This is a genomic window from Hydrogenophaga sp. YM1, from assembly GCF_016903055.1.
GTDB lineage: Bacteria > Pseudomonadota > Gammaproteobacteria > Burkholderiales > Burkholderiaceae_C > Hydrogenophaga > Hydrogenophaga borbori.
Map to the genome: position 1 here is coordinate 2,055,756 of NZ_CP070223.1, position 25,498 is coordinate 2,081,253.

Sequence of the window (25,498 nt, forward strand, 5' to 3'; positions counted from 1 at the left end):
CGCCTCCCGGGCACGGGTACCCCGACGCATAGAATCGCCCGATGTCCTACGTCGTCCTCGCCCGCAAGTACCGGCCGCGCAATTTCCGCGAGATGGTGGGCCAGGGCCACGTGGTGCAGGCCCTCGCCAACGCGCTCACCAGCCAGCGCCTGCACCACGCCTACCTGTTCACGGGCACGCGCGGTGTGGGCAAGACCACGGTGTCGCGCATCCTGGCCAAGTCGCTCAACTGCACCGGGCCCGACGGGCAGGGCGGCATCACCGCCGAGCCCTGTGGCGTGTGCCAGGCCTGCACCGACATCGACGCCGGCCGCTTCGTCGACTACACCGAGCTCGACGCCGCCTCCAACCGGGGCGTGGACGAGGTGCAATCGCTGCTGGAGCAGGCGGTCTACAAGCCGGTGCAGGGCCGCTTCAAGGTCTTCATGATCGACGAGGTCCACATGCTCACCAACACCGCGTTCAATGCGATGTTGAAGACGCTGGAGGAGCCGCCCGAGTACCTCAAGTTCGTGCTCGCCACCACCGACCCGCAGAAGGTGCCGGTGACGGTGCTGTCGCGCTGCCTGCAGTTCAACCTGCGTCCCATGGCGCCCGAAACCGTGGCCGAACACCTGCAGCAGGTGCTGCAGGCCGAGGGCGTGAACGCCGAGCCGCAGGCGCTGCGGCTGCTGTCGCGCGCGGCGCGTGGCTCCATGCGCGACGCGCTGTCGCTCACCGACCAGGCCATCGCCTTCGGTGGCGGCCAGCTGCTGGAGGCGCCGGTGCGCCAGATGCTCGGCGCGGTCGACCGCAGCCACGTGCTGCGCCTCATCGACGCGCTGGCGCGCACCGACGGCGCGGCCGTGGTGGACACCGTGAACACGCTGCGCGTGAACGGCCTGAGCGCGGCGTCCACGCTGGAGGAGATGACCGGCCTGCTGCAGCGCATGGCGGTGTTGCAGAGCGTGCCCGAGTCGGCCACCACCGACGACGACCCCGACACGCCCGAGATCGCGCGCCTGGCCGAGGCCCTGCCGGCCGATGAGACGCAACTGCTCTACAGCCTGTGCCTGCACGGCCGCACCGAACTGGGCCTGGCGCCCGACGAGTACGCGGCCTTGACCATGGTGCTGCTGCGCCTGCTTGCCTTCAAGCCTTCGGGCGCGGCGGAAAAAAAAACTCTGAGGCCGGCTGAGGCCCGGCCAGCGCCGGCTGCGCCGGTCGCTACGGCGGCGCCCGCCGTGCCGGCTGCGCCCGTGGCCGCGCCACCGCGCCCGGTGCCCGTTGCGCCCGTGCTGGCGCCGGTCGCTGGTGAACCGGGCGTGCGGCCCGCTCCCGTCGCGCCACCGCAGGCCCCCGCGCCGGTGGCGCCCAGGGCCCAGGCGCCGATCGCCGCGCCGCCGTTGCCCGAGCCCGCCGCCTTCGATGGACCGCCCGATGACGAGGCCCCCTGGCCCGAGCCCGACGAGGACCTGCCGCCCTGGGATGCTGTGCCGGCGCCCACGGCGGCCCGGTCACCCGCGGCACCGGCCCCCACGGCCGCGCCGGTGGTGCGCATTCCCGTGCGCGACCCGGGCTCGCCGGGCCGGCTCGACCAACCCCGGCCCGCCGCCGCGCCATTGCAGCCCACGCCCGAGGGCGATTTCTGGACCGGGCTGGTGCAGCAACTCGCGGACAGCGGCGCCATCACCGCGCTCACGCGCGAGCTGGCGCTGCAGTCGCAGCTGGTGTCGCGCGACGGTCCGCGCTGGCTGCTGCGCATCGAACGCGAAACCCTGGCCCAGGGCAGCAACCGCGAACGGCTCATGGCCGCGCTGCACGCCGCGGGGCACACGGTCGAACTCGCGCTGGAGAATGGAGTGGTCACCGATTCGCCCGCGCGGCGCGCCACCGCCGAGGCCGAGCGCCGCCAGCGCGAGGCCGAGCAGCAGATCCTCGGCGACCCCTTCGTGCAGGCCATGATGCGCGACTTCGGCGGCACAATCGTGCCCGGCTCGCTCAAGGCGATAAGCTGAATCACCCCCGCCGCGCTTCGCGCGACCCCCTCTGAGGGGCACACCAGCGGCCCGTCCTGAACATGACAAAGGGCGGTTCCGCGGTGTTCCCCGATCAACCCCAAGGATTGCCATGTTCAACAAAGGACAACTCGCCGGCCTCATGAAGCAGGCCCAGGCCATGCAGGACAACCTCAAGAAGGCTCAGGAAGAACTCGCCCACGTCGAGGTCACGGGCGAATCCGGCGCTGGCCTGGTCAAGGTGGTCATGACCTGCAAGCACGACGTCAAGCGGATCACCATCGACCCCAGCCTGCTCGCCGACGACAAGGACATGCTCGAAGACCTGGTGGCCGCGGCCTTCAACGCCGCTGTGCGCAAGGCCGAGGAGACCTCCAACGAGAAGATGGGCAAGCTCACCGCTGGCATGCCGGGCCTGCCGCCGGGCATGAAGTTCCCCTTCTGATCCCGCGCCCGGTGGCCGACAACCATTCCCTGGAGAACCTGGTGCAGGCGCTGCGGCGCCTGCCAGGCGTGGGCGTGAAGTCGGCGCAGCGCATGGCCTTTCACCTGCTGCAGCACGACCGCGAGGGTGCGCAGCTGCTGGCGGGTGCCCTGCAGGCGGCGGTGAGCGAGGTGCGCCACTGCGCGCTCTGCCACACCTTCACCGAAGACGAGGTCTGCGCCACCTGCCGCGACCCGCGGCGTGACCGCAGCCAGCTCTGCGTGGTGGAAACGCCGGCCGACCAGGCCGCCATGGAACGCACGGGGGCCTACAAGGGCCTGTACTTCGTGCTCATGGGCAAGCTCAGCCCGCTCGACGGCGTGGGCCCGCGCGACATCGGCCTGGACAAGCTGTTCGACCGCGTGGACGACCCCGCCGCCGAGGTACCGGTGCGCGAGGTGATCCTGGCCACCAACTTCACCGCCGAGGGCGAGACCACCGCGCACGTCATCGCGCAGGCGCTGAAGGACCGGGGCCTGCAGGTCACGCGCCTGGCGCGCGGCGTGCCGGTGGGCAGCGAGCTCGAGTACGTCGACCTGGGCACCATCGCGCACGCCCTGGTCGATCGGCGCTGAAGTTCCTGTCCCGCGGGTCGGTGTAAACCCGCTCAGGACTCGCCCGGATGGCGGGCGCGTCTGGCCCCCCTAATCTCGGCGCATGGGTCCCCTGAACCGCCGCCAGTGGAGCGCCGCCATGGCGGGGCTGGCGCTGGCCGCCGGTGCGGGCCCGGCCGGGGCCACTCAGCCCACCCCGCGTCCGGCCCCCTGGCCGCCCAAGCTGGTGGACACCCGCATCGTGATCGCGCTGGAGCCGCGCACCGGCTTGGGCAACCTGCCGCTCACGGTGGCCGAACAGCGCCACTTCTTCCGTGAGGAAGGCCTGGACGTGGAGCTGCGCGAGTTTCCCGACCTGGGCCAGGCCATGGCGGCGGTGCAGGCCAAGGCGGCGCACGTGGCGTGTGTGCCCTTCGCGCAGCTGATCGCGCCCCCGGCGCACGCCCTGGGCTGGCAGAGCTTCGTGGTGCAGGGCCGCGCGCCGCAGGTGGTGCTGGGCGTGTCGCACAAGACGGTGCCGGGGTTTCGCGGTCCGGCCGATCTGCGCGGGCGGCGCATCGGCCTGCACGCCAAGGACCCGCTGGCCCGCAGCGTGCTCACGGCGTTCCTGCAGCGCGAACAGGTGAGGGAGGATGAGGTGCAGGTGCTGCACCAGCCCAGCCCCGGGGCGGCGCTGCTGGCGTTTCGCGGCGGGCAACTGGACGCGCTGTGCCACGCCGATCCCATGATGACGCTGCTCGAGCAGTTGGGCGAGCTGCGCGTGGCGGTGGACACGCGCAGCCTGGGCGGCACCACCGAGGTGTTCGGCGGGCCCGTGCCGGTGGGCTGCCTGAGCGCGCCGGCCGAGTTCCTGGCGCAGTACCCGCGCGTGACGCAGGCGCTGACCGACGCCGTGGTGCACGCGCTCAAATGGCTGCAGACGGCCGGTCCCTCGGACCTCATCAAGACCGTGCCCGAGAGCCACTTCCAGGGCGACCGGGCGATCTACCTGGCCACGGTGGAGCGCTCGCGCGACGCCTGGACGGCCGATGGCCTGATGCCGCGCGGCGGTCCCGAGGCCATGAACCGCGTGGGGGAGGGAACGCTGCTGGCACCGGCCGAGGTGGCGCGGCATTTCACGAACGCCTTCGCGCAGAAGGCGAAAGCGCGCTTCAGGGCCTGAGGCCCGCCCGCGCGCCGCGCCGTTTCATTTGCGCGCGGTCTTGCTGGAACCCGAACTGGCCGAGCGGGTTTTGCCAGACGAAGACTTGCTGGCGCTGGCCGGCTTCTTGACCATTGCCTTCTTCGCCGACGCCGAGCGGGTGGCGCTGGCGCGCGGCTTGGCCGCCTTGGTGGTGCGCGCCGTGGCGGTGCCGCTGGCCTTGGCCCGCTGCGGCAGGTGCAGGGTCACGCGCTGGCCGGTCTTGAGCGAACTGCCCACCGAGAGGTGGTTCCATTCGGCCACGCTCGCCGCGCTCAGGCCATAGCGCCGCGCCAGGCGGGCCACGTTTTCGCCCTTGCGCGCCTTCACCACCACGCGGCGCGTGGTCACTTCGGGCTGCAGGCTAAGGGTGCCGTTGTCGGCCACGTGGGCGGGCACGTCGCGGTCCAGCTTGCCGTTGCGCGGCACGATGAGGCTGGAGCCCGCGCGCAGCCGCATGCGCGGCGGAATGGCATTGGCCTTGCGCAGTTCGGCTTCGCTCATGCCCACGCGCTCAGCCGCCTGTGCCACCGTCATGGTGCTGGGCACCACCCAGGCGGTCCAGCTCGCCAGCGGGCCGCTGTAGGCCTGCAGCTTGCGTTGGAAGATCACCGCGTTGTCCCAGGGCAGCAGCACCTGGGGCGTGCCGGCGGCCATCACCACCGGCTGCTTGAGGGACGGGTTGAGCGCGCGCACGTCGGCCTCCTCGACCTCGGCCAGGCGCGCGATCACGGCCACGTCCATGTCGCGCTCGATGGCGACGGTGTCGAAGAAGGGGTGGTTGCCGATGTCGGGCAGGGTGGCCGAGTAGCGCGCCGGATTGGCCACGATGTTTTTCACCGCCTGCAGCTTGGGCACGTAGTGGCGCGTCTCGGCGGGCATGATGAGGTCGCCGTAGCCCGTGGGCAGTCCCGCGCGCTGGTTGCGCGTGATGGCGCGGCTGACGTTGCCCTGGCCCCAGTTGTAGGCGGCCAGGGCGAGGTGCCAGTCGCCGAAGCGCGCGTGGAGCTGCTCCAGGTAGTCGAGCGCGGCGCGGGTGGAGGCCAGCACGTCGCGCCGGTCGTCGCGGAAGGCGTTCTGCTTCAGGTCGAAGGAGGCGCCGGTGGCGGGCATGAACTGCCACATGCCGGCGGCGCGCGCGCTGGACACGGCCTGCGGGTTGAAGGCGCTTTCGATGAAGGGCAGCAGCGCCAGCTCCATGGGCAGGCCACGCGCCTCGATCTCCTCAACGATGTGGAAGAGGTAGCGGCTGGAGCGCTCGGTCATGCGCTGGATGTAGTCGGGGCGCGAGAGGTACCACTGCTCGTGCTGGCGCACCAGCTCGTCGTTCAGGTCGGGCAGGGCCAGGCCGCGGCGGATGCGCTCCCACAGGTCGGCGGGCGCGGCCAGCGAGGTCACGGTGGGCGCGTCCATCGGCGCGACGGCGAGGTCGCTTAGCGGCACGTTGCCGGGCAGGCGAACGGCCGGGCCGCCGCGCGTGCTGGAGGCGGGGTCGCCGGTGGGCGCGCTGGCGGCGGGCGAGTCCGGGGCGTTGACGGCGACGGTGCTGGCGCAGCCGGCCAGCGCCACCGGGAGGGCGAGGGCCAGCGCCAGGCGCCGGGCACCGCCACGCAGGCGCGCGAGCGCCGGGGCAAGACAAGGGGTCATCGGAAAACGTTCTTCCATTCGCGCAGCGTGGCGAACACGGCCACCGGATCGGCCGAGAGGCCGGGTGCCTGTTGCTGAGCCGCGGCCACCACCTCGGGTTCCGCGGTGCGCAGAAACGGGTTGATGCGCCGCTCCAGATCGATGGAGCTGGGCAGGGTGGGCTGGTTGCGCGCGCGCTGCTGCTGGCAGTGCCGCGCATAGGCCGCGAGCTCGGCGTTGCCGGGTTCCACCGCCTGCGCGAATTTCAGGTTGGAGAGGGTGTACTCATGCGTGCAGCACACGCGGGTGGCGCCCGGCAGGGCCGCCAGGCGGTCCAGCGAGCGGTGCATTTGCGCGGGAGTGCCTTCGAACAGGCGGCCGCAGCCGCCCGAGAACAGCGTGTCGCCGCAGAACAGCAGGGGCAGGCCGTCGAGTTCGGGGGTGTAGTACGCGATGTGGCCGCTGGTGTGGCCCGGCACGTCGATCACGTCGAAGGCCAGGCCCAGCGCCGTGACCCGCTCGCCCCCGCCCACGCGGCGCAGCGGCTCGGGCATGGGCTCGTGGACGGGGCCGATGACCTGGGCGCCCGTGGCCTCGCGCAGGGCGGCCACGCCGCCGGTGTGGTCGGCGTGGTGGTGCGTGATGAGGATGGTGTCGAGCGCCAGGCCCAGGTCCTTCAGCGTGGCCAGCACGCCCGAGGCCTCGCCCGGGTCGACCACCAGCGCGCGGCGGCCGTCGTGCAGCAGCCAGATGTAGTTGTCGGTGAAGGCGGGGATGGGCAGGAGCTGCATGGGGGCTGCGGTGGGCGCAGGGGAGGGGGCGTGTAGAGTGCGGGCACTGTGAATACGCCCCCGCGCCGATGACCGAAAAAATTATAGGGTTGACCGAATGGTTCGCGACCCCGCCTGGCAGGTACCTGCTGGCCTGGGAGCAGGACCGGTTCGACCTGGCGGTGGCCGATGTGTTCGGTTTCCATGCCTTGCAGCTTGGCGTGCCCGAGCTCGACGCGCTGCGCGCCAACCGCATGCCGCAGCGCTGGCTGGCCTTGCCCGAGGGCGATGCGCCCGCCATCGACGGCGCGCGCGTGGCCCTGGTCACCGACGCCGCGGCCCTGCCGTTTCCCGAAGCCAGCCTCGACCTGGTGGTGCTGCCGCACACGCTGGAGCTCAGCGCCGACCCGCACCAGGTGCTGCGGGAGGTGGAGCGCGTGCTGGTGCCCGAGGGGCGGGTGGTGCTCACCGGCTTCAATCCCGCGAGCCTGTGGGGCATGCGCCAGGCGCGTGCGCGCGCCATGCAGCGGCTGGGCCGGGGCACGCGCCCGTACCTGCCCGACGCGGGCGAGTTCATCGGGCCGGGCCGCCTGCGCGATTGGCTGCGGCTGCTGAGCTTCGAGGTCGAGGCCCAGCACTGCGGCTGCTACCGCCCGGCGGTGCGCACCGACAAATGGCTGCACCGCCTGCGCTGGATGGACCGCGCCGGCGCGCGCTGGTGGCCCATCTTCGGTGCGGTGCACGTCACCACCGCGGTCAAGCGGGTGCGCGGCATGCGCCTGCTGGGCCCGGCCTGGAAGCCGCGCCGCCTGCCGGCCACGGCGCCGGTGCCGCTGGCCAACCGGCAACGGCGCTGAGGCACTCGCCGCCGCGCCGCGGCGGGCACGGCCATCGGGCATTTTTTTCTTTGGATGGAGCATTCTTTGGACCACGTGGTGATCTACACCGATGGCGCCTGCAAGGGCAATCCCGGCCCCGGCGGCTGGGGCGTTTACTTGAAATCCGGCGGGCATGAGAAGGAGTTGTGGGGCGGCGAGCGCGACACCACCAACAACCGCATGGAACTCATGGCCGTCATCCAGGCTCTGTCCGCCCTGAAGCGGCCCTGCCAGGTGTCGCTGCACCTGGACAGCGAGTATGTGCGCAAGGGCATCACCGAATGGATCCACGGCTGGAAGAAGAAGGGCTGGGTGACGGCGAGCAAGCAGCCCGTCAAGAACGCCGATCTGTGGCAGCGCCTCGACGCCCTGGTGCACGGCGGGCCGCACCGCGTCGAGTGGCACTGGGTCAAGGGCCACGCCGGCCACGCCGGCAACGAGCGCGCCGACGCGCTGGCCAACCGGGGCGTGCCGAACTAGAAAGCCCCCCCGCCGCGCTTCGCGCGACCCCCCAAGGGGGGCGGCACCTGCGGCCCGGCACAGCCGGTTCAGCGGTGCCCCTTGGTTGCGCCGCTTCTGGCGTGGACTGCACAATGTAAGGATTGTTGGCATGGAAACTGTTTCCCCACGGCGACAGGGCCAACGGCAGTATTCGAGCGGAGACTTCATGGCGAAACCCAAATCAACGGTCTGGCTGGCGGTGCTGGGCCTGGCGCTGGCGCTGGGCGGTGCCTGGTGGTGGCAGCAGCAGCCGCGCGCCTCGGGCGTGTCCGGCTCGGCGGGTGCGGCCCCCGCGCCCCGCGCGCCCGGCGGCGCCGGTCCGGTCAGCGTGGAGATCGCCGCCGTCAAGCAGGCGCGCCTGCAGGACGACGCCCAGGCCGTGGGCTCGCTGAACTCGCGCCAGGCCGTCACCCTCAAGCCCGAAACGGCGGGCCGCGTCGCCCGCATTGCCTTCAAGGACGGCCAGGGCGTCAAGCGCGGCCAATTGCTGGTGCAGCTCGACGACACGCTGCAGCGCGCCGAGCTGAGCCAGGCCCAGGCCCAGCTGTCCATCGCGCGCGCCAACCTCAAGCGCAATGAGGAGCTGCTGGCCCAGAGCTTCGTGGCCGCGCGCGTGGTGGACGAAAGCCGCGCCGCCCTGCAGGTGGCCGAGGCCCAGGTGGACCTGGCCCAGGCCCGGCTGCAGCGCATGCGCATCACCGCGCCCTTCGACGGCACGCTGGGCCTGCGCAGCATCAACCTGGGCCAGTACGTGAAGGACGGCGATCCGCTCGTCAACCTGGAAGACACCTCCCAACTGACCGTGGACTTCCGCCTGCCCGAGCGCTACCAGAACCGCATCGCCCCGGGCCAGTCCGTGCAGGTGCAGCTCGACGCGCTGCCCGGCCAGCGCTACCAGGCGCGTGTGCTCGCGGTCGATCCGCTGCTGGACGCCAACGGCCGCTCCATCGCGGTGCGCGCCGAGATGCCGTCCTCCCCCAGCCAGGCGCTGCGCCCCGGCATGTTCGCGCGCGTGCTGATCGTGTTTTCGGTGAATGAGAACGCGCTGGTGGTGCCCGAGGAGGCCCTGGTGCCCCAGGGCGGCCGCCAGTACGTCTACGTGATCGACGAGCAGGGGCAGGGCGACGCGCGCAAGCGCACCTCGCGCCGCGTCGAGGTGGAGCTGGGCGTGCGCCGCGGCGCCGACGTGCAGATCACCCAGGGCCTGAAGCCCGGCGACACCGTGGTGGTGGCCGGCCAGCAGCGCCTGCAGCGCGACGGCACCGTGGTGCGCGTGGTGGACCTGGCGGCGCGCGCCGCCGCCGCCAACTGACGCCGCCGCGCGCTCGCCACCGGAGGCCCGCATGCAACTGCCCGAAGTCGCCATCCGCCGGCCGGTGTTCGCCACCGTGCTGTCGCTGCTCATCCTGCTGGTGGGCCTGGTCTCGTTCAACAACCTCACCGTGCGCGAGTACCCGCGCATCGACGAGCCCACCGTCACCGTCACCACCCGCTTCGGTGGCGCCTCCAGCGAGGTGATCGAGTCCCAGGTCACCAAGGTGCTGGAAGACTCGCTCGCCGGCATCGAGGGGGTGGACATCATCACCTCCATCAGCCGGCAGGAGCAGAGCCAGATCACGGTGCGCTTCAAGCTTGAGCGCGACCCCGACTCCGCCGCCGCCGACGTGCGCGACAAGGTCAGCCGCGTGCGCCAGCGACTGCCCGACGACGTCGACGAGCCCACCATCGCCAAGGTCGAGGCCGACGCCACGCCCGTCATCTGGCTCGCGCTCAACTCCGACACGGTGTCGGCCCTGGAGCTCAGCGACGTGGCCAACCGCCTCATCAAGCCGCGCCTGCAGACGGCGCCCGGCGCGGCCGACGTGCGCATCTGGGGCGAGCGGCGCTTCTCCATGCGCATCTGGCTCGACCCGGACCGCCTGGCCGCCTACAACCTGACCGTGCAGGACGTGGAGGACGCGCTGCGCCGCTCCAATCTGGAGGTGCCGGCCGGGCGCATCGAGAGTTCGCAGCGCGAGTTCAACGTGACGGCCGCCACCGACGTGCAGACGCCCGAGCAGTTCCGCGCCATCGGCATCCGCACGGTCAAGGGCCAGACCATCCGCATCGGCGATGTGGCGCGCGTGGAGCAGGCGCCCCAGGACGAGCGCACCTCGGTGCGCTACAACGGCCGCGACGCCGTGTCGCTGGGCGTGATTCGACAGGCCACGGCCAACCCGCTGGAGCTGTCGGCCGCGGTGCAGAACATGCTGCCCAGCATCACCGCCGAACTGCCCAAGGGCGTGAGCATCGAGGTCGCCAACGACAACTCCATCTTCATCGACCGCTCCATCAAGGCGGTCTACACCACCATCGCCGAAGCGGTGGTGCTGGTGGCGCTGGTGATCTTCCTGTTCCTGCGCACGCTGCGCGCCTCGGTCATTCCGCTGATCACCATCCCGGTCAGCCTGATCGGCTCCTTCGCGCTGATGGGCTTGTTCGGCTTCTCCATCAACACGCTCACGCTGCTGGCGCTGGTGCTGGCCATCGGCCTGGTGGTGGACGACGCCATCGTGATGCTGGAGAACATCTACCGCCACATCGAGGAGGGCATGAAGCCCTTCGACGCGGCGATCAAGGGCGCGCGCGAGATCGGTTTCGCCATCGTGGCCATGACGCTCACGCTGGCGGCGGTGTACGCGCCGCTGGCCTTCACGCCGGGGCGCACCGGGCGGCTGTTCGCCGAGTTCGCGCTGGCGTTGGCGGGTGCGGTGGTGGTCTCGGGCTTCGTGGCGCTCACGCTTTCGCCCATGATGTGCTCCAAGCTGCTGCGCCACGTGGACCAGCCCGGCCGCTTCGACCGCTTCATGGAGCGTGTTCTGGTGCGCATCAACCAGGGCTACGACCGCCTGCTGGGCCTGTCGCTGCAGGTGCGCTGGCTGGTGGTGGGCGTGATGCTCGCCAGCGCTGGCGCGAGCTGGTGGCTGCTGAGCACCACGCGCTCGGAGCTGGCGCCCATGGAAGACCGCGGCGTGGTGTTGGCCAACATCAACGGGCCCGACGGCGCCACCCTGGCCTACACGCGCCGCTACGTGGACGCGATCGAGAAGATGGCCAGGGAACAGCCGGAGTTCGACCGCATCTTCGCGGTGGTGGGCAACCCCTCGGTGGCGCAGGGCAGCGTGACCATGCGCGGCAAGGCCTGGGAGGAGCGCGACCGCAGCACCATGGAGATCGCGCGCGCGCTGGCGCCGCGCATGGCGGCGCTGCCTGGCATCAGCGCTTACCCGATCACGCCGCCCTCGCTGGGCCAGGGCTTTCGCGAGCGACCGCTCAACTTCGTCATCGTCACCAACGACACCTACGAAAACCTCTCGGCCGTCGTGCGCCAGTTCCAGGACCGCATGGCGCAGAACCCGGGCCTGGTGCAGGTCGACACCGACCTGCGCCTGAACAAGCCCGAGATCCGCATGGACGTGGACCGCGAGCGCGCGGCCGACATGGGGGTGAGCGTGGACGCCATCGCGCGAACGGTGGAAACCATGCTGGGCGGGCGCACGGTCACGCGCTACAAGCGCGACGGCGAACAGTACGACGTGGTGGTGCAGACCGTCTCGGCCAACCGCAGCACGCCCGAGGACATCGACCGGCTGTTCGTGCGCGGGCGCGGCGACGCGATGATCCCGCTCGCCTCGCTGATCAGCACGCGTGAGGTGGTGGTGCCGCGCGAACTGAACCACTTCGGCCAACGCCGCAGCGCCTCGATCACGGCCAACGTGGCGCCCGACTATTCGCTGGGCGAAGCCCTGCGGTTCATGGAACAGACGGCGCGCGAGATCTTGCCTGCGGGCTACGCCACCGACCTGAACGGCCAGAGCCGCGAGTTCCGCAACGCCTCGGGCTCGCTGGCGCTGGTGTTCGTGCTGTCGTTGCTGTTCATCTACCTGGTGCTGTCGGCGCAGTTCGAGAGCTTCGTCGATCCCTTCATCATCATGCTGTCGGTGCCGCTGTCGATGATGGGCGCGCTGCTGGCGCTCAAGCTCTCAGGGGGCACGCTGAACGTGTTCAGCCAGATCGGCCTGATCACACTGGTGGGCTTGATCACCAAGCACGGCATCCTGATCGTGGAGTTCTCCAACCAGCTGCGCGAGCAGGGACTGGAGAAGCTGGACGCAGTGAAGCAGGCGGCCGGCCTGCGCCTGCGGCCCATCATGATGACCACGGGCGCCATGGTGCTGGGCGCGATCCCGCTGGCCCTGGCCACCGGCGCGGGCGCCGAAAGCCGCCAACAGATCGGCTGGGTGATCGTGGGCGGCATGTCGGTGGGCACGTTGCTCACCATCTTCGTGGTGCCGACGATGTACACGCTGCTGTCGCGCCGCCAGTCGGGCGAGTCGGCGCACCCGGTGATGCACGACGAGGCGGGTGGCGATCACGCCGGGGCGATACCCGCCAAGTAGCCGCGGTTACAGGGGCGCGCCCACGGCGTCGGGCACCGGTGCGGCGCGCCGCTCGGCCGCCCCGCCTGCCTCGGGGACCTCGCACACGCTGAGCGCGGCCTGCAGGTCCCGCGCCGCGCTGCGCAGCGCCTTGCCGCTGCGCACGTCCTGCGCGGGAATTCGTGCAAGCAGCTTGTAGGCCATGTTCCGGACCAGCAGGAAGGGGTGCTCCTCGGCCAGTACGCGGCAGGCGGTCTGGAACCGGAGGCTGGCCGCTTGCCTGGCCGCCTGGCGGGTCTGCCGGTACTTCTTGAGGCTGAACCCGCAGTCGAGCAGCCGCCGCAGGGACATCGGTTCCTCCCATGCGCATTGCCCGCGGTCCATGCAGAGGGCCTTGTCCGCTTGCTGGTCGGCGGTGAGCCGGTCCATGAACCCCTTGACCACCCGGGTGGCTTCGTCGAGCGATGGGACGCCGGCCTCACCGGGGTCGCTGGCGTCTCCTGGGGGCTGCTCGAGGGGGGCGGCGTCGGGTGGGGCAGGGCAATGTCTCATATCGGTCCGTGGAATCGATGCTGACAATGCCGCTTCAGTCGCCGCGGGCCGCCATTCGTTCCGCGTTCGGCCGCATGGCCGATGCCGGGCCCAGGGGGAGCGGGCCTCGCCGCCCGTGCCCTCAGATCGCCCCGTCGAAGACCATCACCTCGACGGTGTCGCCCACGGCCACGTTGCCCTGGTCGTGTCGCAGCACGATCAGCCCATTGGCCTGGACCATGGAGCTGAGCACGCCCGAGCCCTGGTTGCCGGTGGTGCGGGCCACCAGCGTGCCGTCGGCCGCGCGCTCGACGGTGCCGCGCTGGTACTCGGTGCGGCCGGGCTTCTTGCGCATGGCCTCGCCGCTCCTGGCCTGCAGCAGCACCGGTGGCGCCACGTCCGCGCCCATGAGGCGCTGCAGGGCCGGGCGCACGAAGGCCAGGAAGGTCACCATCACGGCCACCGGGTTGCCCGGCAAGCCAAACAGCACCGCGGACTTGGCGCCGTCGGTGATGCGGCCCACCGCCATCGGGCGGCCCGGGCGCATGGCGATGCGCCAGAAGGCCACGTCGCCGAGCTGTTTCATCATGGCCTTGGTGTGGTCGGCCTCGCCCATGCTGACGCCGCCGCTGGTGATGACGGCGTCGGCGCGCGCGGCGGCGTCGCGGAAGGCGGCCTCCAGGCGGGCGGGCCGGTCGGGGACCACGCCCATGTCGATCACCTCCACGCCCAGGCGCGTGAGCAGGCCGAACACGGTGTAGCGGTTGCTGTCGTAGACCGCGCCTTCGCGCGGGGCCTCGCCCAGGCTCAGGATCTCGTCGCCGGTGGAGAAATAGGCCACGCGCGCGCGGCGCCGCACGCGCACCGCGGGCAGGCCCAGGCTGGCCACCAGGCCCAGCGCGGCGGGGCCCAGCACCTGGCCACGGCGCAGCGCGGGCTGGCCCGCCATCAGGTCTTCGCCCATGAAGCGGCGGTTGTCGCCGGGTCTGACCACGCCGGGCGGAATGGTGACCGTGTCGCCATCGACCCGGACGAATTCGATCGGCACCACCGTGTCCAGGCCCGCCGGCATGATGGCGCCGGTCATGATCTTCAGGCACTCGCCCGCGCCCACGGGGTGCGCCCAGGCCTTGCCCGCGAAGGCCGTGCCCTGGCAGCGCAGCACCAGCGGCGACGAACCCAGCGCCGCGCCATCGAAGGCAAAGCCGTCCATGGCGGAGTTGTCGTGGGGCGGCACGCTGATGGGCGAGACCACGTCCTCGGCCAGCACGCGGCCCAGGGCCTCGAAGATGCCGACGTCCTCGGTGTCGGTGATTGGCTCGACGAGCCGCGCGAGGAATGCATTGACGCGCTCGGCGGTCAGGGCCTGGGGGTCGTAGCCCTGCAGCTCGGCGGCGATCTGGTCGATGGTCTTCATGGGCGGCCCTGCTCCAGCGCGTGCAGCTCGTCCAGGGTGTTGGTGTTGAAGAAGGCCAGGGGGTCGTCGCCGGCTTGGTCGAAGGGCACGAGCACGGTGTGGTGCTGCTCGGTCCAGCGGTCGATCTTGCGGCCGCCGGCCTGCGTGAAGGCCACCAGGCTCTCCAGCAGTTGCACGCGCAACAGGCTGAACACCGGCTGCGCGCGCGGCGCGCTGCCGTTCTCGGGCGCGCTGGCCATGGCGATGTCGGTGGCCGGGTCGTCGAAGGCGGCGGCCAGGCGCCGCGCCAGGTCCAGCGGGAAGCGCGGCGTGTCGCAAGGCACCGTCAGCAGGTAGGGCGTTTCGGCGCGCTCCAGGCCGGTGAGAAACCCGGCCAGCGGGCCCGCGTAGTCGCTCAGGGTGTCGGGCCACACCGGCACGCCGAAGGCCTCGTAGGCGCCGAGGTTGCGGTTGGCGTTGAGCATCAGCTCGCCAATGTGGTCGCCCTCCTGCATCTGCAGGCGCATGAGCGCGTGCAGCGCCAGCGGCGTGCCATTGAACTTCTGCAGGCCCTTGTCGGCCCCGCCCATGCGCGAGCCCCGGCCGCCGGCCAGGACCAGTGCCGTGATTTCTCTGGGATGGATCATTCGAGGAAGTGAGGCTTAGCCACCGATGTAGCTCATCTCGACGCGCCGCTTGCCCGCGCCGGGCTCGGGCGGCAGCGAGGCGCGCAGCTGCGAGTAGCGGTCGTCGCGGCCTTGCCAGATGGCGCCGATGGCGCTGGCCAGCTCGGCGTCGCTCGCACCGCCGCGAATCAGGTGGCGCAGGTCGTGGCCTTCGGTGGCGAACAGGCAGAGGTAGAGCTGGCCCTCGGTGGACAGGCGGGCGCGGTTGCAGTCGCCGCAGAAGGCCTGCGTCACGCTGCTGATGGCGCCGATCTCGCCCGAGCCGTCGGCGTAGGCCCAGCGCTCGGCGGTCTCGCCAGGGGCGGTGGGGTCCAGTGGCACCAGGGGCAGCTCGCGCTGAATGTGCTCGATGAGCTCGGCGCTGGGCAGCACCTCGTCCATGCGCCAGCCGTTGGTGGCGCCCACGTCCATGTACTCGATGAAGCGCAGCACGATGCCGGTGCCCTTGAAGTGGCGCGCCATCGGCAGGATCTGGTCGTGATTGGTGCCGCGCTTGACCACCATGTTGACCTTGATCGGCCCCAGGCCCGCGGCCTGCGCGGCCTCGATGCCGGCGAGCACCTCGGCCACGGGGAAATCGACGTCGTTCATGGCGCGGAAGACGGTGTCGTCCAGGCCGTCGAGGCTGACCGTGACGCGCTGCAGGCCGGCGGCCTTGAGCGCGGCGGCCTTGCGCGCGAGCAGCGAGCCGTTGGTGGTGAGCGTCAGGTCCAGCGGTCGGCCTTCTGTGGTGCGCAGCGCGGCCAGCTGGCCGACCAGGATCTCCAGGTTCTTGCGCAGCAGCGGTTCGCCGCCGGTGAGCCGGATTTTCTGCACGCCGTGCGCGGCGAACAGGCGCGCCACGCGGGTGATTTCCTCGAAGCTGAGCAGCTCGCCGTGCGGCAGGTACTGGTAGTCCTTGTCGAACACTTCCTTCGGCATGCAGTAGCTGCAGCGGAAGTTGCAGCGGTCCGTCACGCTGATGCGCAGGTCGCGCAGCGGGCGGCCCAGGGCGTCGCCCAGCAGGCCGGTGGCGGCCACGGGCTGTGCCGGCACCGTGGCGGCGCGCCGCTGCAGGCGCTGGTCGATGAGGGGGATGACCCGTTCGGACATCCCCCGATTGTGGTTCAAACGCAGCGGGCGCCGTCCACCTCCAGGCAAACCCCGGAAATGAACGCGGCTTCGTCGCTGGCGAGGTAGAGCACGGCGTTGGCCACGTCCTCGGGGGTGGAGAAGCGCCCCAGCGGGATGGTGCTGCGGAACTTGGCCAGTCGCTCGTCGGTGAGCTCGCCGCCCGCGAAGGCCGTGCCCAGGCCGGTGAAGGGGTTCATCACCGGGTTGATGCAGTTGACGCGGATGTTGTCCGGCCCGAACTCGGCCGCGAGCGACTTGCTGGTGGTGATCACCGCACCCTTGGAGCCGTTGTACCAGGTGAGGCCGGGGCGCGGGCGCACCCCAGCGGTGGAGGCGATGTTGATGAAGGCACCGCCGCCGTTGGCGCGGAACACGGGCACCGCGTGCACGGCCGCGAGGTAGATGCTCTTGACGTTGACCGCGTAGCAGCGGTCGAACTCTTCCTCGCTCACGTCCAGCGCAGGTTGGTTCTTGTGCGTCCAGCCGGCGTTGTTGACCATAGCGTCGAGGCGGCCGTGGCGCTGCACGGCCGCCTGCACCAGGGCCTTCATGTCGCTGGAGCGCGTGACGTCGGCGGCGAAGAAGCTGGCGCGCCCGCCCTTGGCCGTGATGTCGGCGACCACGCGCTCGCCGCCGGCGGTGTTGACGTCGTTGACGATGACCTGCGCGCCTTCTTCGGCCAATCGGTGGGCGATGCCCTCGCCGATGCCGCCACCCGCGCCGGTGACGATGATGGACTTGTCTTTCACTCGCATGGGATGTGCCTCTGTGGTCTTGCTGAATCAGCCGTGGCGGATGGCCACGGTCTTGAGGGTGGTGAAGCCCAGCAGGGCCTCGAAGCCCTTTTCGCGGCCATAACCGCTGGACTTGACGCCGCCGAAGGGCAGTTCCACGCCGCCGCCGGCGCCGTAGTTGTTGATGAACACCTGTCCGGCCTTCACGCGCCGCGCCATGCGCAGCTGGCGCGCGCCGTCGCGTGTCCACACGCCGGCCACCAGGCCGAAGGACGTGCCGTTGGCCAGACGCACCGCCTCGTCCTCGTCCTCGAACGGCATGGCCGCGAGCACCGGGCCGAAGACCTCTTCCTGCGCCAGCCGGTGCTGGGGCGGCACGTCGCGCACCAGGGTGGGCGCGGCGTAGTAGCCGTTGGCGTCGGCGGCGGGGTCGATGCGGCCCTGCGCGACGATGGGCAGGCCGTCGCGCCGCACCTCGTCCAGGAAGCCGCGCACGCGTTCCTGCTGGGTCTGGCGGATCAGCGGGCCGAGGTCCAGGTCCAGGGTGGGCGGGCCGGCGCGCAGGGCGGTGAAGGCCTCGCCCAGGCGCTGCAGCAGCGGCTCGTACAGGCCGCGCTGCACCAGCAGGCGCGAGCCGGCGCTGCAGGTCTGGCCGCTGTTCTGCACGATGGCGTTGACGATGAAGGGCAGGGCCGCGTCCACGTCGGCGTCATCGAAGACGATCTGCGGTCCCTTGCCGCCCAGCTCCAGCGTGACCGGGCAGTGGCGCTCGGCCGCGGCCTGCTGGATCAGCGTGCCCACGCGCGGGCTGCCGGTGAAGCTGATGTGGTCCACGCCGGGGTGGCGCGCCAGCGCGTCGCCCACCTCGTGGCCGTAGCCGGTGACGATGTTGATGGCGCCGGGCGGAAAGCCCACCTCGGCCGCCAGTTCGGCCACGCGCAGCAGCGACAGGCAGGCGTCCTCCGAGGGCTTGACCACGCAGACGTTGCCCGCGGCGAGCGCGCCGCCCACGCTGCGCCCGAAGATCTGCATCGGGTAGTTCCAGGGGATGACGTGACCGGTGACGCCGTGCGGCTCGTGCCAGGTGAGCACGCTGTAGCCATCCAGGTAGGGGATGGTGTGGCCGTGCAGCTTGTCGCCCGCGCCAGCGTAGAACTCGAAGTAGCGCACCAGGGCCAGGGCGTCGGCCTTGGCCTGCCGGGTGGGCTTGCCGCAGTCGCGCTGCTCGATGGCGGCCAGCTCGTCGGCGTGCGCGGCCACGGCGGCGCTGAGCTTCATGAGCAGGCGCCCGCGCTCGGCCGCCGTCAGGCGCGACCAGGCGCCGTCCAGGCAGCGCCGCGCGGCCTGCACGGCCGCGTCCACGTCGGCGGCGTTGCCGCGCGCGATGCTGTCGTAGGGCTGGCCGTCGGCGGGGTCGATGACGGGCAGGGACTGGCCCGAGGCGCTGGGCACGGACCGGTTGTCGATGAAATGCAGGGCCATGGCGGAGGTTCCTTCACTGCGGGCCGATGGCGGGCGCGGGCCCGATCGGCGCCACGGCGGCGGGCTTGTGGTAGACGAGGTCGCGCAGGGTGAGCGAGACCGAGGGGAAGTAGGTGATGATGGCCAGGCAACCGACGATCACCAGCACGAAGGGCACCAGGTGAGCGACCATGCGGTCGAGCGAGATCTTGGCCACGGTGGCCGCGGCGAACAGGTTCACGCCGAAGGGCGGGGTGATCATGCCCATGGCCAGGTTGACCACCATGATCATGCCGAAGTGCACCGGGTCGACGCCGAAGTGCACGGCCACCGGCACCAGGATGGGCGCCAGCACGATGATGGCCGCCGACGTCTCGATGAACATGCCGATGACGAACAGCGCCGCGTTCACGCCGAGCAGGAACCACATGGGCGACTGCAGCACGTCCTTGAGCCACAGGCCGATGGCGTCGGGGATGCCGGCGCGCGTGATGAGGAAGGCGAAGAGGCCCGCGTTGGCGATGATGAACATGATCACCGCGCTGGAGATGACCGACTTGCGCAGCACCGGCATCAGGTCTTTCAGGCCCAGCTCGCGGTGGATGCCCAGGCCCACCAGCAGGGCGTAGAACACCGCCACCACCGAGGCCTCGGTGGGCGTGAACACGCCGCCGTAGATGCCGCCCAGGATGATCACCGGCATCAGCAGCGCCCAGCCGGCCTCCCGCGTGGCGCGGCCCACGGTGAGGCGGCCGTCGCCGTCGTTCTTGCCCAGGCCCTTGAAGCGGCACCACAGGTGCACGAACAGCATCAGCGTGCCGCCGATCAGCAGGCCCGGCACCACGCCGGCGATGAACAGCTCGCCGATGGACACCTCGGCCGCCACGCCGAACAGGATCATGGGGATGGAGGGCGGGATGACCACGCCCAGCTCGGCCGAGGTGGCCTGCAGCGAGGCCGCGTAGCCCACCGGATAGCCGTGTTTGACGAGCGCGGGGATGAGGATGGAGCCGATGGCGAAGGTGGTCGCCACCGAGGAGCCCGAGACCGCGGCGAAGATCATGCAGGTGAGCACGCAGGTCATGGGCAGGCCGCCCTGCACGCCGCCCACCAGCGATTTGGCGAAGTTGACCAGGCGGCGCGAGATGCCGCCGGTCTCCATGAGGTTGCCCGCGAGGATGAAGAAGGGAATGGCGGCGAGCGGGAATTTGTCGATCGCGCTGAACATCTCCTTGGGCACCAGGATGAGCTTGTCGCCGTCGAACAGCGCCAGGCCCAGCATGGCCGAGCCGCCGATGGCGACCGCGATGGAGATGCTGAGCGCGAAGCCCAGCAGCATGGTGAAGATCAGGGTGAAGGTCATGGCGCGGTCCGGCGGTCGGCGGGTCTGGGCCTTATTGGGCCGTGGCGAGTTCTTCGTTCTTCGGGTCCAGGTGGTGCGCGATCACCGCGACCACGCCCAGCGCGGCGCCCACGGGCAGCGCGGCGTACGCCCAGGCCATGGACAGCTCCATGCTGGCGAAGGTCTGGAAGCGCACGCGCGTGACCAGGTCGATGCCGAACCAGAGGATCACGCCCAGAAAGCCCAGGTTGACCAGCGTGATGATCCAGCGCACGGCGTGGTGCCAGGCGCCGCGCGACAGGCGCAGCATCAGGTCCACCGAGACCAGCGCGCCGTGGCGCAGCGCGGCCACCACGCCCAGCATCACCATCCAGATGAGCAGGCGGCGCATGGCCTCCTCCGTCCAGGTGGAGGGCTGCGAGAGCACGAAGCGGCTGGTGACCTGCCACAGGCCCAGGCAGGAGATGAGCGCGAGCAGCAGGCAGGCGAGCGTGAGGCACAGGCCGGTGAGCGCGCGGTCCAGCCGCAGAAAGAGGGATTTCATGAGAGCACCTTCGAGGGCGGGCCCACCCAAGCGAGGGTGCCGCGGACCCGGCTGTGCCGGTCCGCAGGCATCGCCCCTTGGGGGGTGACGGCCCACGCCAGTGGGCCGGCGCGGGGGGACCTACTTCACCGCTTGAATGGCGGCGATCTTGTCGGCGCCGAATTCCTTGGCGTACTGCTGGTAGGCGGGCGCCACGGCCTTGCGGAAGCTCTCGCCGTTGACCTGCTTGACGACCTGCATGCCGTCCTTCTCCAGCTGCGCGATGCCCGTGTTCTCGTCGTCGTTGACTTTCTTGCGCTGCGCGGCGGCGGCCTTCTTGCCAGCCTCCAGGAAGACCTTCTTGTCGGCGGCCGAGAGCTTGTTCCAGACGGCGGGCGAGAGGATCAGCGCGGCCGGCGAGTAGACGTGACCGGTCAGCGAGAGGTGTTTCTGCACCTGCGAGAACTTGGAGGACAGGATCACCGGGATCGGGTTCTCCTGGCCGTCCACCGTGCCCTGTTGCAGCGCGGTGAACAGCTCGGGGAAGGGCATGGGCGTGGGCAGGATGCCGAAGGTTTTGTAGCCGTCCATGTGCACCTTGTTTTCCATGGTGCGCATCTTCAGCCCGGCGGCGTCGCTGGCCTGGTTGATGGCCCGCTTGCTGTTGGTCATGTGGCGAAAGCCGTTCTCCGTCCAGGCCAGGTTGACCAGGCCCTTGGCTTCCATCTTCTTGCTCAGGTCCTGGCCGATGGGGCCGTCCATCACCTTGCGCGCGTGGTCGTAGTCACGGAAGAGGAAGGGGATGTCGACGATCTTGACCTCGGGCACGAAGTTGCCCAGCGGGCCGGTGGAGGTGTTCACCAGGTCCTGCGTGCCCAGCTGCACGGCCTCGATCTGCTCGCGTTCGCCGCCCAGGGCCGAGTTGGGGAACTGCTGGCACTTGTAGCGGCCTTGCGTGCCTTTCTCCATTTCCTCGCAGAACACCGTGGAGCCCACGCCGTAGTGCGAGGTGGGGGAGGTGGCGTAGCCGATCTTGAGCACGGTCTGCGCCTGGGCGCCGGTGGCGGCCGCCAGCAGCGCGGCCATGGCCAGGGGGGTGAGCAGCGTTGTTTTCATGCGTTTGTCTCCTTGGGGTGGGTCACTGGCAAAAGGGCTCAGCGCGCGGGTGTCGGCCGTGGGCGCGCCGCGGGTGGTTTCACGGCATCGGGGTGGTCCTGAGCGTACTGGCGCAGGACGGCATGGAAATCGGGGTCTGCCTGTAGGCCCAGGGCGCGGGCGCGCGGGCTGTCGAAGCGCGCGGGCCAGCCGGCCACGATGCGCGCGGTGGCGGCGTCGGGCTCGTGGCCCACGAGCGCGGCGACCTCGGGGCCGGCGAAGTCGCCGAGCGCGTCCAGCATGTCGCGCACGCGCAGGCTCAGCGCCGGCAGGTTGATGGCGGTGCGCCCGCCGAAAGCCTCGCGGCTGGCCTCGGCCACGGCGATGATGCCGGCCACGGTGGTGGCCGGCGAGGACAGCGCCACGGGCGTGTCCAGCGGCACGGGGCAGTTGCTGGGCAGGCCGGCCAGGGGCTCGCGCAGCATGCCCGACAGGAAGCCCGAGGCCGCGCCGTTGGGCCGCCCGGGCCGCACCGAGACCGTCATCAGGCGTGCCGCGCGGCCGTCGATGTGACCCTTGCGGGTGTAGTCGGCCACCAGCTGCTCGCACACGAACTTGTGGACGCCGTAGCTGGACTGCGGCGTGGGCAGGGTGTCGTCGCCCACCACCGCGGGCAGGGGCAGGGCCGGGTCGCTGCCGTAGACGGCGACCGAACTGGAGAAGAAGAACAGGACCGGTGCGTGGCCGTCGGCGGTCTGGCGGCGGCAGGCGTCGAGCAGGGCGCGCGTGGTGTCCAGGTTGGCGCGCAGGCCGAGGTCGAAGTCGGCCTCGCACTCGGCGGACACGGCAGAGGCGAGGTGAAAGACCGCGTCCCAGCGCTGGGCGAACAGGGTGGGCAGGCTGTCCATCAGGTCGCCGGCCAGGGACCGCACGCGCGGGTCGCGCGTGAGCGCGGCATCGCTGGGCGCGAACAGGTCGGCCAGCATCAGGCTGTCGATGGGGCGGCCGGCGAGCCGGCCGCGTTGCAGCAGCTCGCGCGCGAGGCGGCTGCCCAGGAAACCGGCGCCGCCGGTGATGAGGATGTTCATGCGGTGAAGCGGTGGGCGGATGGGGCTGTGCTGGCGGGCCTTACCAGGGGGCGCCAAAGCGTTGGCGCAGCTCGTCGACGCGCGCGTCGTTCAGTGGGGCGGGGCGGGGGGAGCAGAGCAGCCACAGGCGCGCGGTCTCCTCCAGTTCTTCGAGCAGCGCCATGGCCTGCGAGGGGCCCTGGTGCCACACGACGGGGCCCAGGCGTTCGAGCATCACGGCGCGCAAGGGCTGTTCGGCCCGCGCGATCAGGCCCGCCACCTCGTGGGCCACGGCGGGGTCGCCGGGCACGCGGTAGGCGACGTGGGGCACGTGGCCTACCTTCATCACCTGGTAGGGCGTGATCGGCGGCAGGATGTCCTGCTCGGTCCACACGCCTTGCAGGCTCAGCGCCACGAGGTGGGTGCTGTGGGTGTGCAGCACGCAGCGGGCCTCGGGCGCGGCGTCGTAGATCTGGCGGTGCAGGGCCAGGGTCTTGCTGGCGCGCTCGCCGCCGCGCTGGTGGCCGTCTTCGCCCACCCAGGCCAGGGCCTCGGGGCGCAGGTGGCCCAGACAGGCGTCGGTGGGGGTGATGAGGAAGCCGCCGCCCTGCGAGGCGTCGAGCCGCAGGCTGATGTTGCCGGCTGTGGAGTGCGCGTAGCCGCGCAGGAACAGCGAGGCGCCCACGCGCACGATCTCGTCGCGGCAGGCCTGCTGGGCGGGGGGGAAGGCGTCGCTCATTCGGGGCGGGACAGGGTGGGTTTGAGCAGCGCGTCCAGGGCGCGGCGCACGGGCGGCGAGGCGTGTTCGATGCGGTGCGCGGCGTTGGCCATGTGGCGCGTGGCGGCCTCGCGCGCGGCGGCGACGTCGCCGCGGCACACCGCCTCGGCGATGGCGCGGTGCTCGTGGTGCACCTCCACCATGTAGCCGCTGTCCAGGGATTCGTTGGTGCGCGTCACGCGCATGGCGTCGCGCTGGTACTGCTCCAGAAAGCCCAGCAGGCGCTCGTAGTGCGGGTTGTCGGTGGCGCGGGCGATGCTGCGGTGAAAGCGCAGGTCGGCCTCCACGCCGGGCGCGCCCACGGGCGGGCAGGCTTCCAGTTCGGCCAGCGCGTTCATGATGGCGCGCGCCTTCTCGGGCGTGATGCGCCGCGCCGCGAGTTCGGCCACGTCGGCCTCCAGGCCGCGCCGCACCTCCACCACCTGCAGCACGGCCTCCATGGAATGCAGCACGGTGGGGTCGAAGGCCAGGGCGCGCGCCTGGTGGCTGGGCGCCACGAACACGCCCGCGCCCTGGCGCGAGGTGAGCAGGCCGATGGACTTGAGCTGGCTGATGGCCTCGCGCACCACGGTGCGCGACACGCCGAACTGCTCGGCCAGGCGCTGCTCGGTGGGCAGGCGCTGGTCCGGGCCCAGCTCGCCCGACTCGATGCGCTGCATCAGCAGGGCCGCCAGCTGGTCGGTCAGGCGGGGCGGCGCCTGCAGGGGCTCGGCGCTGTCGGGGCTCATGGTGTCTCGGCCATTGGTGTGCTTATCAGGTCATCATACAAGTTGAGTGGGCGAAAAAAATCCCGGGAAAACCCGGGACGCCCGCGCGTTCAGCGACCGGCGGCGCTGACCGGCACGAAGCGCTCGCTGTGTTCGCGCAGCCAGGTGGCCGAGCGTTCGCTGTGCTGCTGGTTCGGGTGGAAGTCGGGCCGGAAATAGGCCCGCCAGGCCGGCCAGTTCGTCCTCAGCAGGCCTTGCCGGCCCAGCAGATGCCGCGCGGCGCTGCGCCAGGTGGACCAACGCCACAGCGTGCCGTCGCGCCGCAGGTTGGAGACGGTCTGGCGCAGGGCGTCGCTGAGGAAGAAGACGGTGACGCGGCGCATCCATTTCGCGCGCCAGGCGTGGTCGCCCCCCAAAGCCTGGTACAGGTCGAACGCGGTGCTCTTGTGCTCGGCTTCCTCGGCGCTGTGCCACAGCCACAGGGTCTGCAGGCGCGGCTCGCTACCGTCCAGTACCTGGGGGTGCGCCAGCAGCCACTCGGCGAAGAGGGCGGTGAAGTGCTCGTAGGCCGCGGTCACGCCCAGCGGGTGGCGGGGATCGGCGCCCTCGAACAGCACCATGCGCGACTCGGCGCGCGGCGCCCACGCGTTCACCAGGCCGTGCTTCTCGATCTGCGCGTTGAACAGGGCGTGGATGCGCCGGTGCGTGGCCTCCTGGCCCACGAAGCCCTTGATCTCGGCTTCCCAGCGCGCCTGCTGGTCGGCGGGCAGGGCCTTGGCGCCCTCCCGCACGGCGTCGATGAAGAACTGCTCGCCCACCGGAAAGCTCATGGACAGGGCGTTGAACCAGGCGGTGAGGAAGGCGTCGCCGCCGCACCAGTGGCGCGCGACGGGCGTTTCCAGGTCGATGAGCAGGCGGCGGATGGTGAGGGTGGTCATGTTGGTACAGGCAAGTACCGCACCACTGTGCGCGCATGCGGACGGGCTGTCAAGCGGGCTGGGCTGTCGAATCGGCGAAGGCTGGTCCGTCGTGCAGAGGGGGCCGGAACCCGCGTTCGCGTCGAACGGCGGCCGCCCCAGCGAGGACTGAACCATGCCCATGCGACCCCTTCGGTATTCCATCAACCTCACGCTGGACGGCTGCTGCGACCACAGCGCCATTCCGGCGGATGAGGAGCTGCACCGCCACGCGGTGGAGAACCTCCGGCAGGCCGATGCCCTGCTGTTCGGGCGGGTGACCTATGAGTTGATGGAGTCGGCGTTCCGGGCGCCGGCGGGGACGGCCGCAGGGCCCCACGCGGTGGACCCCTTCGCCCGGACGATCGACGCCGCACGGAAATACGTCGTGTCCGACAGCCTGGACGTGGTCGACTGGAACGCGGAACTTGTGCGCGGGGAGCTGGGACCGCTGGTTCAGCGGCTCAAGCAGCGCCCGGGCAAGGGGCTGTTCGTGGGGGGCGTGAAGCTCCCGCTGGCCCTGACGGAGCTGGGGCTGATCGACGAGTACGAGTTCATCGTGCACCCCCGGCTGGCGGGCCATGGCCCGAGCGTGTTCGCGGGCTTGTCGAAGCATGTCGACCTGAAGCTGGTGAGCCGGCTGGCGTTCGGCTCGGGGGCGGTGGCGATGCGGTATGTGCCGAAATAGATGAAGGGCGCGC

General features: G+C 71.0%; 24 protein-coding genes. 9 read left to right on the plus strand and 15 right to left on the minus strand.

Annotated elements, in window-relative coordinates; translation table 11 throughout:
• Positions 1-41 precede the first annotated feature (41 nt).
• From dnaX to JNX00_RS09565, 4 genes are all read left to right on the plus strand, one after another.
• Positions 42-1,997: a DNA polymerase III subunit gamma/tau gene (gene dnaX, locus JNX00_RS09550; protein WP_204744803.1), complete on the plus strand. Its 1,956-nt coding sequence runs from the start codon at positions 42-44 to the stop codon at positions 1,995-1,997.
• A 112-nt stretch (positions 1,998-2,109) separates the two neighbouring features.
• A complete protein-coding gene (locus JNX00_RS09555; protein WP_070397976.1) occupies positions 2,110-2,442 on the plus strand; it encodes a YbaB/EbfC family nucleoid-associated protein in 333 nt (110 codons plus the stop codon).
• An 11-nt stretch (positions 2,443-2,453) separates the two neighbouring features.
• Positions 2,454-3,056: a recombination mediator RecR gene (recR, locus tag JNX00_RS09560; protein WP_070397975.1), complete on the plus strand. Its 603-nt coding sequence runs from the start codon at positions 2,454-2,456 to the stop codon at positions 3,054-3,056.
• 82 nt (positions 3,057-3,138) lie between these two features.
• Positions 3,139-4,197: an ABC transporter substrate-binding protein gene (locus tag JNX00_RS09565; protein WP_204744804.1), complete on the plus strand. Its 1,059-nt coding sequence runs from the start codon at positions 3,139-3,141 to the stop codon at positions 4,195-4,197.
• Positions 4,198-4,221: 24 nt separating this feature from the next.
• Here JNX00_RS09565 and JNX00_RS09570 read toward each other — a convergent pair whose 3' ends face one another.
• Positions 4,222-5,862 carry a transglycosylase SLT domain-containing protein gene (locus JNX00_RS09570; protein ID WP_204744805.1) on the minus strand — a complete coding sequence of 547 codons (1,641 nt, stop codon included), beginning with the start codon at positions 5,860-5,862 and terminating at the stop codon, positions 4,222-4,224.
• Positions 5,859-6,632 (minus strand): hydroxyacylglutathione hydrolase, encoded by a 774-nt coding sequence (gene gloB, locus JNX00_RS09575; protein ID WP_070397972.1) that lies wholly within the window; start codon positions 6,630-6,632, stop codon positions 5,859-5,861. Before gloB ends, JNX00_RS09570 begins: the two co-directional genes overlap by 4 nt.
• 68 nt (positions 6,633-6,700) lie before the next feature.
• Between gloB and JNX00_RS09580 the strand changes: the two genes are divergently transcribed.
• The 4 genes from JNX00_RS09580 (at position 6,701) to JNX00_RS09595 (ending at position 12,429) form a co-directional block, all read left to right on the plus strand.
• Complete coding sequence (locus tag JNX00_RS09580; protein ID WP_204744806.1) at positions 6,701-7,468, plus strand: class I SAM-dependent methyltransferase; 768 nt, start codon at positions 6,701-6,703, stop codon at positions 7,466-7,468.
• A gap of 66 nt (positions 7,469-7,534) precedes the next feature.
• On the plus strand, positions 7,535-7,969 hold the full coding sequence (rnhA, locus tag JNX00_RS09585) for a ribonuclease HI (protein WP_070397970.1): 435 nt from the start codon (positions 7,535-7,537) through the stop codon (positions 7,967-7,969).
• 187 nt (positions 7,970-8,156) lie between these two features.
• Complete coding sequence (locus JNX00_RS09590; protein WP_204744807.1) at positions 8,157-9,302, plus strand: efflux RND transporter periplasmic adaptor subunit; 1,146 nt, start codon at positions 8,157-8,159, stop codon at positions 9,300-9,302.
• A 31-nt stretch (positions 9,303-9,333) separates the two neighbouring features.
• Entirely contained in the window at positions 9,334-12,429 is a 3,096-nt protein-coding gene (locus JNX00_RS09595) for an efflux RND transporter permease subunit (RefSeq protein ID WP_204744808.1), read from the plus strand.
• 6 nt (positions 12,430-12,435) lie between these two features.
• On the opposite strand, the gene JNX00_RS09600 is transcribed toward JNX00_RS09595, so the two are convergent.
• The 13 genes from JNX00_RS09600 to JNX00_RS09660 form a co-directional block, all read right to left on the minus strand.
• Positions 12,436-12,960 carry a hypothetical protein gene (locus tag JNX00_RS09600; RefSeq protein ID WP_204744809.1) on the minus strand — a complete coding sequence of 175 codons (525 nt, stop codon included), beginning with the start codon at positions 12,958-12,960 and terminating at the stop codon, positions 12,436-12,438.
• A gap of 121 nt (positions 12,961-13,081) precedes the next feature.
• The gene (gene glp / locus JNX00_RS09605) at positions 13,082-14,356 is read right to left on the minus strand and encodes a gephyrin-like molybdotransferase Glp (protein WP_204744810.1); all 1,275 of its coding nucleotides are present in this window, start codon (positions 14,354-14,356) and stop codon (positions 13,082-13,084) included.
• The gene (gene mobA, locus JNX00_RS09610; RefSeq protein ID WP_070397965.1) at positions 14,353-14,982 is read right to left on the minus strand and encodes a molybdenum cofactor guanylyltransferase MobA; all 630 of its coding nucleotides are present in this window, start codon (positions 14,980-14,982) and stop codon (positions 14,353-14,355) included. The genes glp and mobA overlap by 4 nt, the downstream gene beginning before the upstream one ends.
• Before the next feature lie 15 nt (positions 14,983-14,997).
• On the minus strand, positions 14,998-16,113 hold the full coding sequence (gene moaA, locus JNX00_RS09615) for a GTP 3',8-cyclase MoaA (RefSeq protein WP_204744811.1): 1,116 nt from the start codon (positions 16,111-16,113) through the stop codon (positions 14,998-15,000).
• Between the two features lie 14 nt (positions 16,114-16,127).
• A complete protein-coding gene (locus JNX00_RS09620) occupies positions 16,128-16,889 on the minus strand; it encodes an SDR family oxidoreductase (RefSeq protein WP_204744812.1) in 762 nt (253 codons plus the stop codon).
• 27 nt (positions 16,890-16,916) lie between these two features.
• Positions 16,917-18,350, minus strand: a complete 1,434-nt coding sequence (locus JNX00_RS09625; RefSeq protein WP_070397962.1) for an aldehyde dehydrogenase family protein — start codon at positions 18,348-18,350, stop codon at positions 16,917-16,919.
• 13 nt (positions 18,351-18,363) lie between these two features.
• Entirely contained in the window at positions 18,364-19,692 is a 1,329-nt protein-coding gene (locus JNX00_RS09630) for a TRAP transporter large permease (RefSeq protein ID WP_070397961.1), read from the minus strand.
• Positions 19,693-19,723: 31 nt separating this feature from the next.
• Positions 19,724-20,215, minus strand: a complete 492-nt coding sequence (locus tag JNX00_RS09635; RefSeq protein WP_070397960.1) for a TRAP transporter small permease — start codon at positions 20,213-20,215, stop codon at positions 19,724-19,726.
• Positions 20,216-20,335: 120 nt separating this feature from the next.
• A complete protein-coding gene (locus JNX00_RS09640; RefSeq protein ID WP_239478330.1) occupies positions 20,336-21,280 on the minus strand; it encodes a TRAP transporter substrate-binding protein in 945 nt (314 codons plus the stop codon).
• A 68-nt stretch (positions 21,281-21,348) separates the two neighbouring features.
• Entirely contained in the window at positions 21,349-22,377 is a 1,029-nt protein-coding gene (gene denD, locus JNX00_RS09645; RefSeq protein ID WP_204744813.1) for a D-erythronate dehydrogenase, read from the minus strand.
• A gap of 40 nt (positions 22,378-22,417) precedes the next feature.
• Complete coding sequence (locus tag JNX00_RS09650) at positions 22,418-23,095, minus strand: aldolase (protein WP_204744814.1); 678 nt, start codon at positions 23,093-23,095, stop codon at positions 22,418-22,420.
• Positions 23,092-23,862, minus strand: a complete 771-nt coding sequence (locus JNX00_RS09655; protein ID WP_070397956.1) for a FadR/GntR family transcriptional regulator — start codon at positions 23,860-23,862, stop codon at positions 23,092-23,094. The genes JNX00_RS09650 and JNX00_RS09655 overlap by 4 nt, the downstream gene beginning before the upstream one ends.
• 89 nt (positions 23,863-23,951) lie before the next feature.
• A complete protein-coding gene (locus JNX00_RS09660; RefSeq protein ID WP_070397955.1) occupies positions 23,952-24,779 on the minus strand; it encodes a metal-dependent hydrolase in 828 nt (275 codons plus the stop codon).
• A gap of 154 nt (positions 24,780-24,933) precedes the next feature.
• On the opposite strand from JNX00_RS09660, the gene JNX00_RS09665 reads away from it, so the two are divergent.
• Positions 24,934-25,485 (plus strand): dihydrofolate reductase family protein, encoded by a 552-nt coding sequence (locus JNX00_RS09665; protein ID WP_239478294.1) that lies wholly within the window; start codon positions 24,934-24,936, stop codon positions 25,483-25,485.
• Positions 25,486-25,498 lie beyond the last annotated feature (13 nt).

Excerpts from the sequence above, each read along its gene's own strand:
- dnaX (WP_204744803.1), top strand. The coding sequence starts at position 42 with ATGTCCTACGTCGTCCTCGCCCGCAAGTACCGGCCGCGCAATTTCCGC.
- JNX00_RS09555 (WP_070397976.1), top strand. The coding sequence starts at position 2,110 with ATGTTCAACAAAGGACAACTCGCCGGCCTCATGAAGCAGGCCCAGGCC.
- JNX00_RS09565 (WP_204744804.1), top strand. The coding sequence starts at position 3,139 with ATGGGTCCCCTGAACCGCCGCCAGTGGAGCGCCGCCATGGCGGGGCTG.
- JNX00_RS09570 (WP_204744805.1), bottom strand. The coding sequence starts at position 5,862 with ATGACCCCTTGTCTTGCCCCGGCGCTCGCGCGCCTGCGTGGCGGTGCC.
- gloB (WP_070397972.1), bottom strand. The coding sequence starts at position 6,632 with ATGCAGCTCCTGCCCATCCCCGCCTTCACCGACAACTACATCTGGCTG.
- JNX00_RS09580 (WP_204744806.1), top strand. The coding sequence starts at position 6,701 with ATGACCGAAAAAATTATAGGGTTGACCGAATGGTTCGCGACCCCGCCT.
- JNX00_RS09590 (WP_204744807.1), top strand. The coding sequence starts at position 8,157 with ATGGCGAAACCCAAATCAACGGTCTGGCTGGCGGTGCTGGGCCTGGCG.
- JNX00_RS09595 (WP_204744808.1), top strand. The coding sequence starts at position 9,334 with ATGCAACTGCCCGAAGTCGCCATCCGCCGGCCGGTGTTCGCCACCGTG.
- JNX00_RS09600 (WP_204744809.1), bottom strand. The coding sequence starts at position 12,960 with ATGAGACATTGCCCTGCCCCACCCGACGCCGCCCCCCTCGAGCAGCCC.
- glp (WP_204744810.1), bottom strand. The coding sequence starts at position 14,356 with ATGAAGACCATCGACCAGATCGCCGCCGAGCTGCAGGGCTACGACCCC.
- mobA (WP_070397965.1), bottom strand. The coding sequence starts at position 14,982 with ATGATCCATCCCAGAGAAATCACGGCACTGGTCCTGGCCGGCGGCCGG.
- moaA (WP_204744811.1), bottom strand. The coding sequence starts at position 16,113 with ATGTCCGAACGGGTCATCCCCCTCATCGACCAGCGCCTGCAGCGGCGC.
- JNX00_RS09620 (WP_204744812.1), bottom strand. The coding sequence starts at position 16,889 with ATGCGAGTGAAAGACAAGTCCATCATCGTCACCGGCGCGGGTGGCGGC.
- JNX00_RS09625 (WP_070397962.1), bottom strand. The coding sequence starts at position 18,350 with ATGGCCCTGCATTTCATCGACAACCGGTCCGTGCCCAGCGCCTCGGGC.
- JNX00_RS09630 (WP_070397961.1), bottom strand. The coding sequence starts at position 19,692 with ATGACCTTCACCCTGATCTTCACCATGCTGCTGGGCTTCGCGCTCAGC.
- JNX00_RS09635 (WP_070397960.1), bottom strand. The coding sequence starts at position 20,215 with ATGAAATCCCTCTTTCTGCGGCTGGACCGCGCGCTCACCGGCCTGTGC.
- JNX00_RS09640 (WP_239478330.1), bottom strand. The coding sequence starts at position 21,280 with ATGGCCGCGCTGCTGGCGGCCGCCACCGGCGCCCAGGCGCAGACCGTG.
- denD (WP_204744813.1), bottom strand. The coding sequence starts at position 22,377 with ATGAACATCCTCATCACCGGCGGCGCCGGTTTCCTGGGCAGCCGCCTC.
- JNX00_RS09650 (WP_204744814.1), bottom strand. The coding sequence starts at position 23,095 with ATGAGCGACGCCTTCCCCCCCGCCCAGCAGGCCTGCCGCGACGAGATC.
- JNX00_RS09655 (WP_070397956.1), bottom strand. The coding sequence starts at position 23,862 with ATGAGCCCCGACAGCGCCGAGCCCCTGCAGGCGCCGCCCCGCCTGACC.
- JNX00_RS09660 (WP_070397955.1), bottom strand. The coding sequence starts at position 24,779 with ATGACCACCCTCACCATCCGCCGCCTGCTCATCGACCTGGAAACGCCC.
- JNX00_RS09665 (WP_239478294.1), top strand. The coding sequence starts at position 24,934 with ATGCCCATGCGACCCCTTCGGTATTCCATCAACCTCACGCTGGACGGC.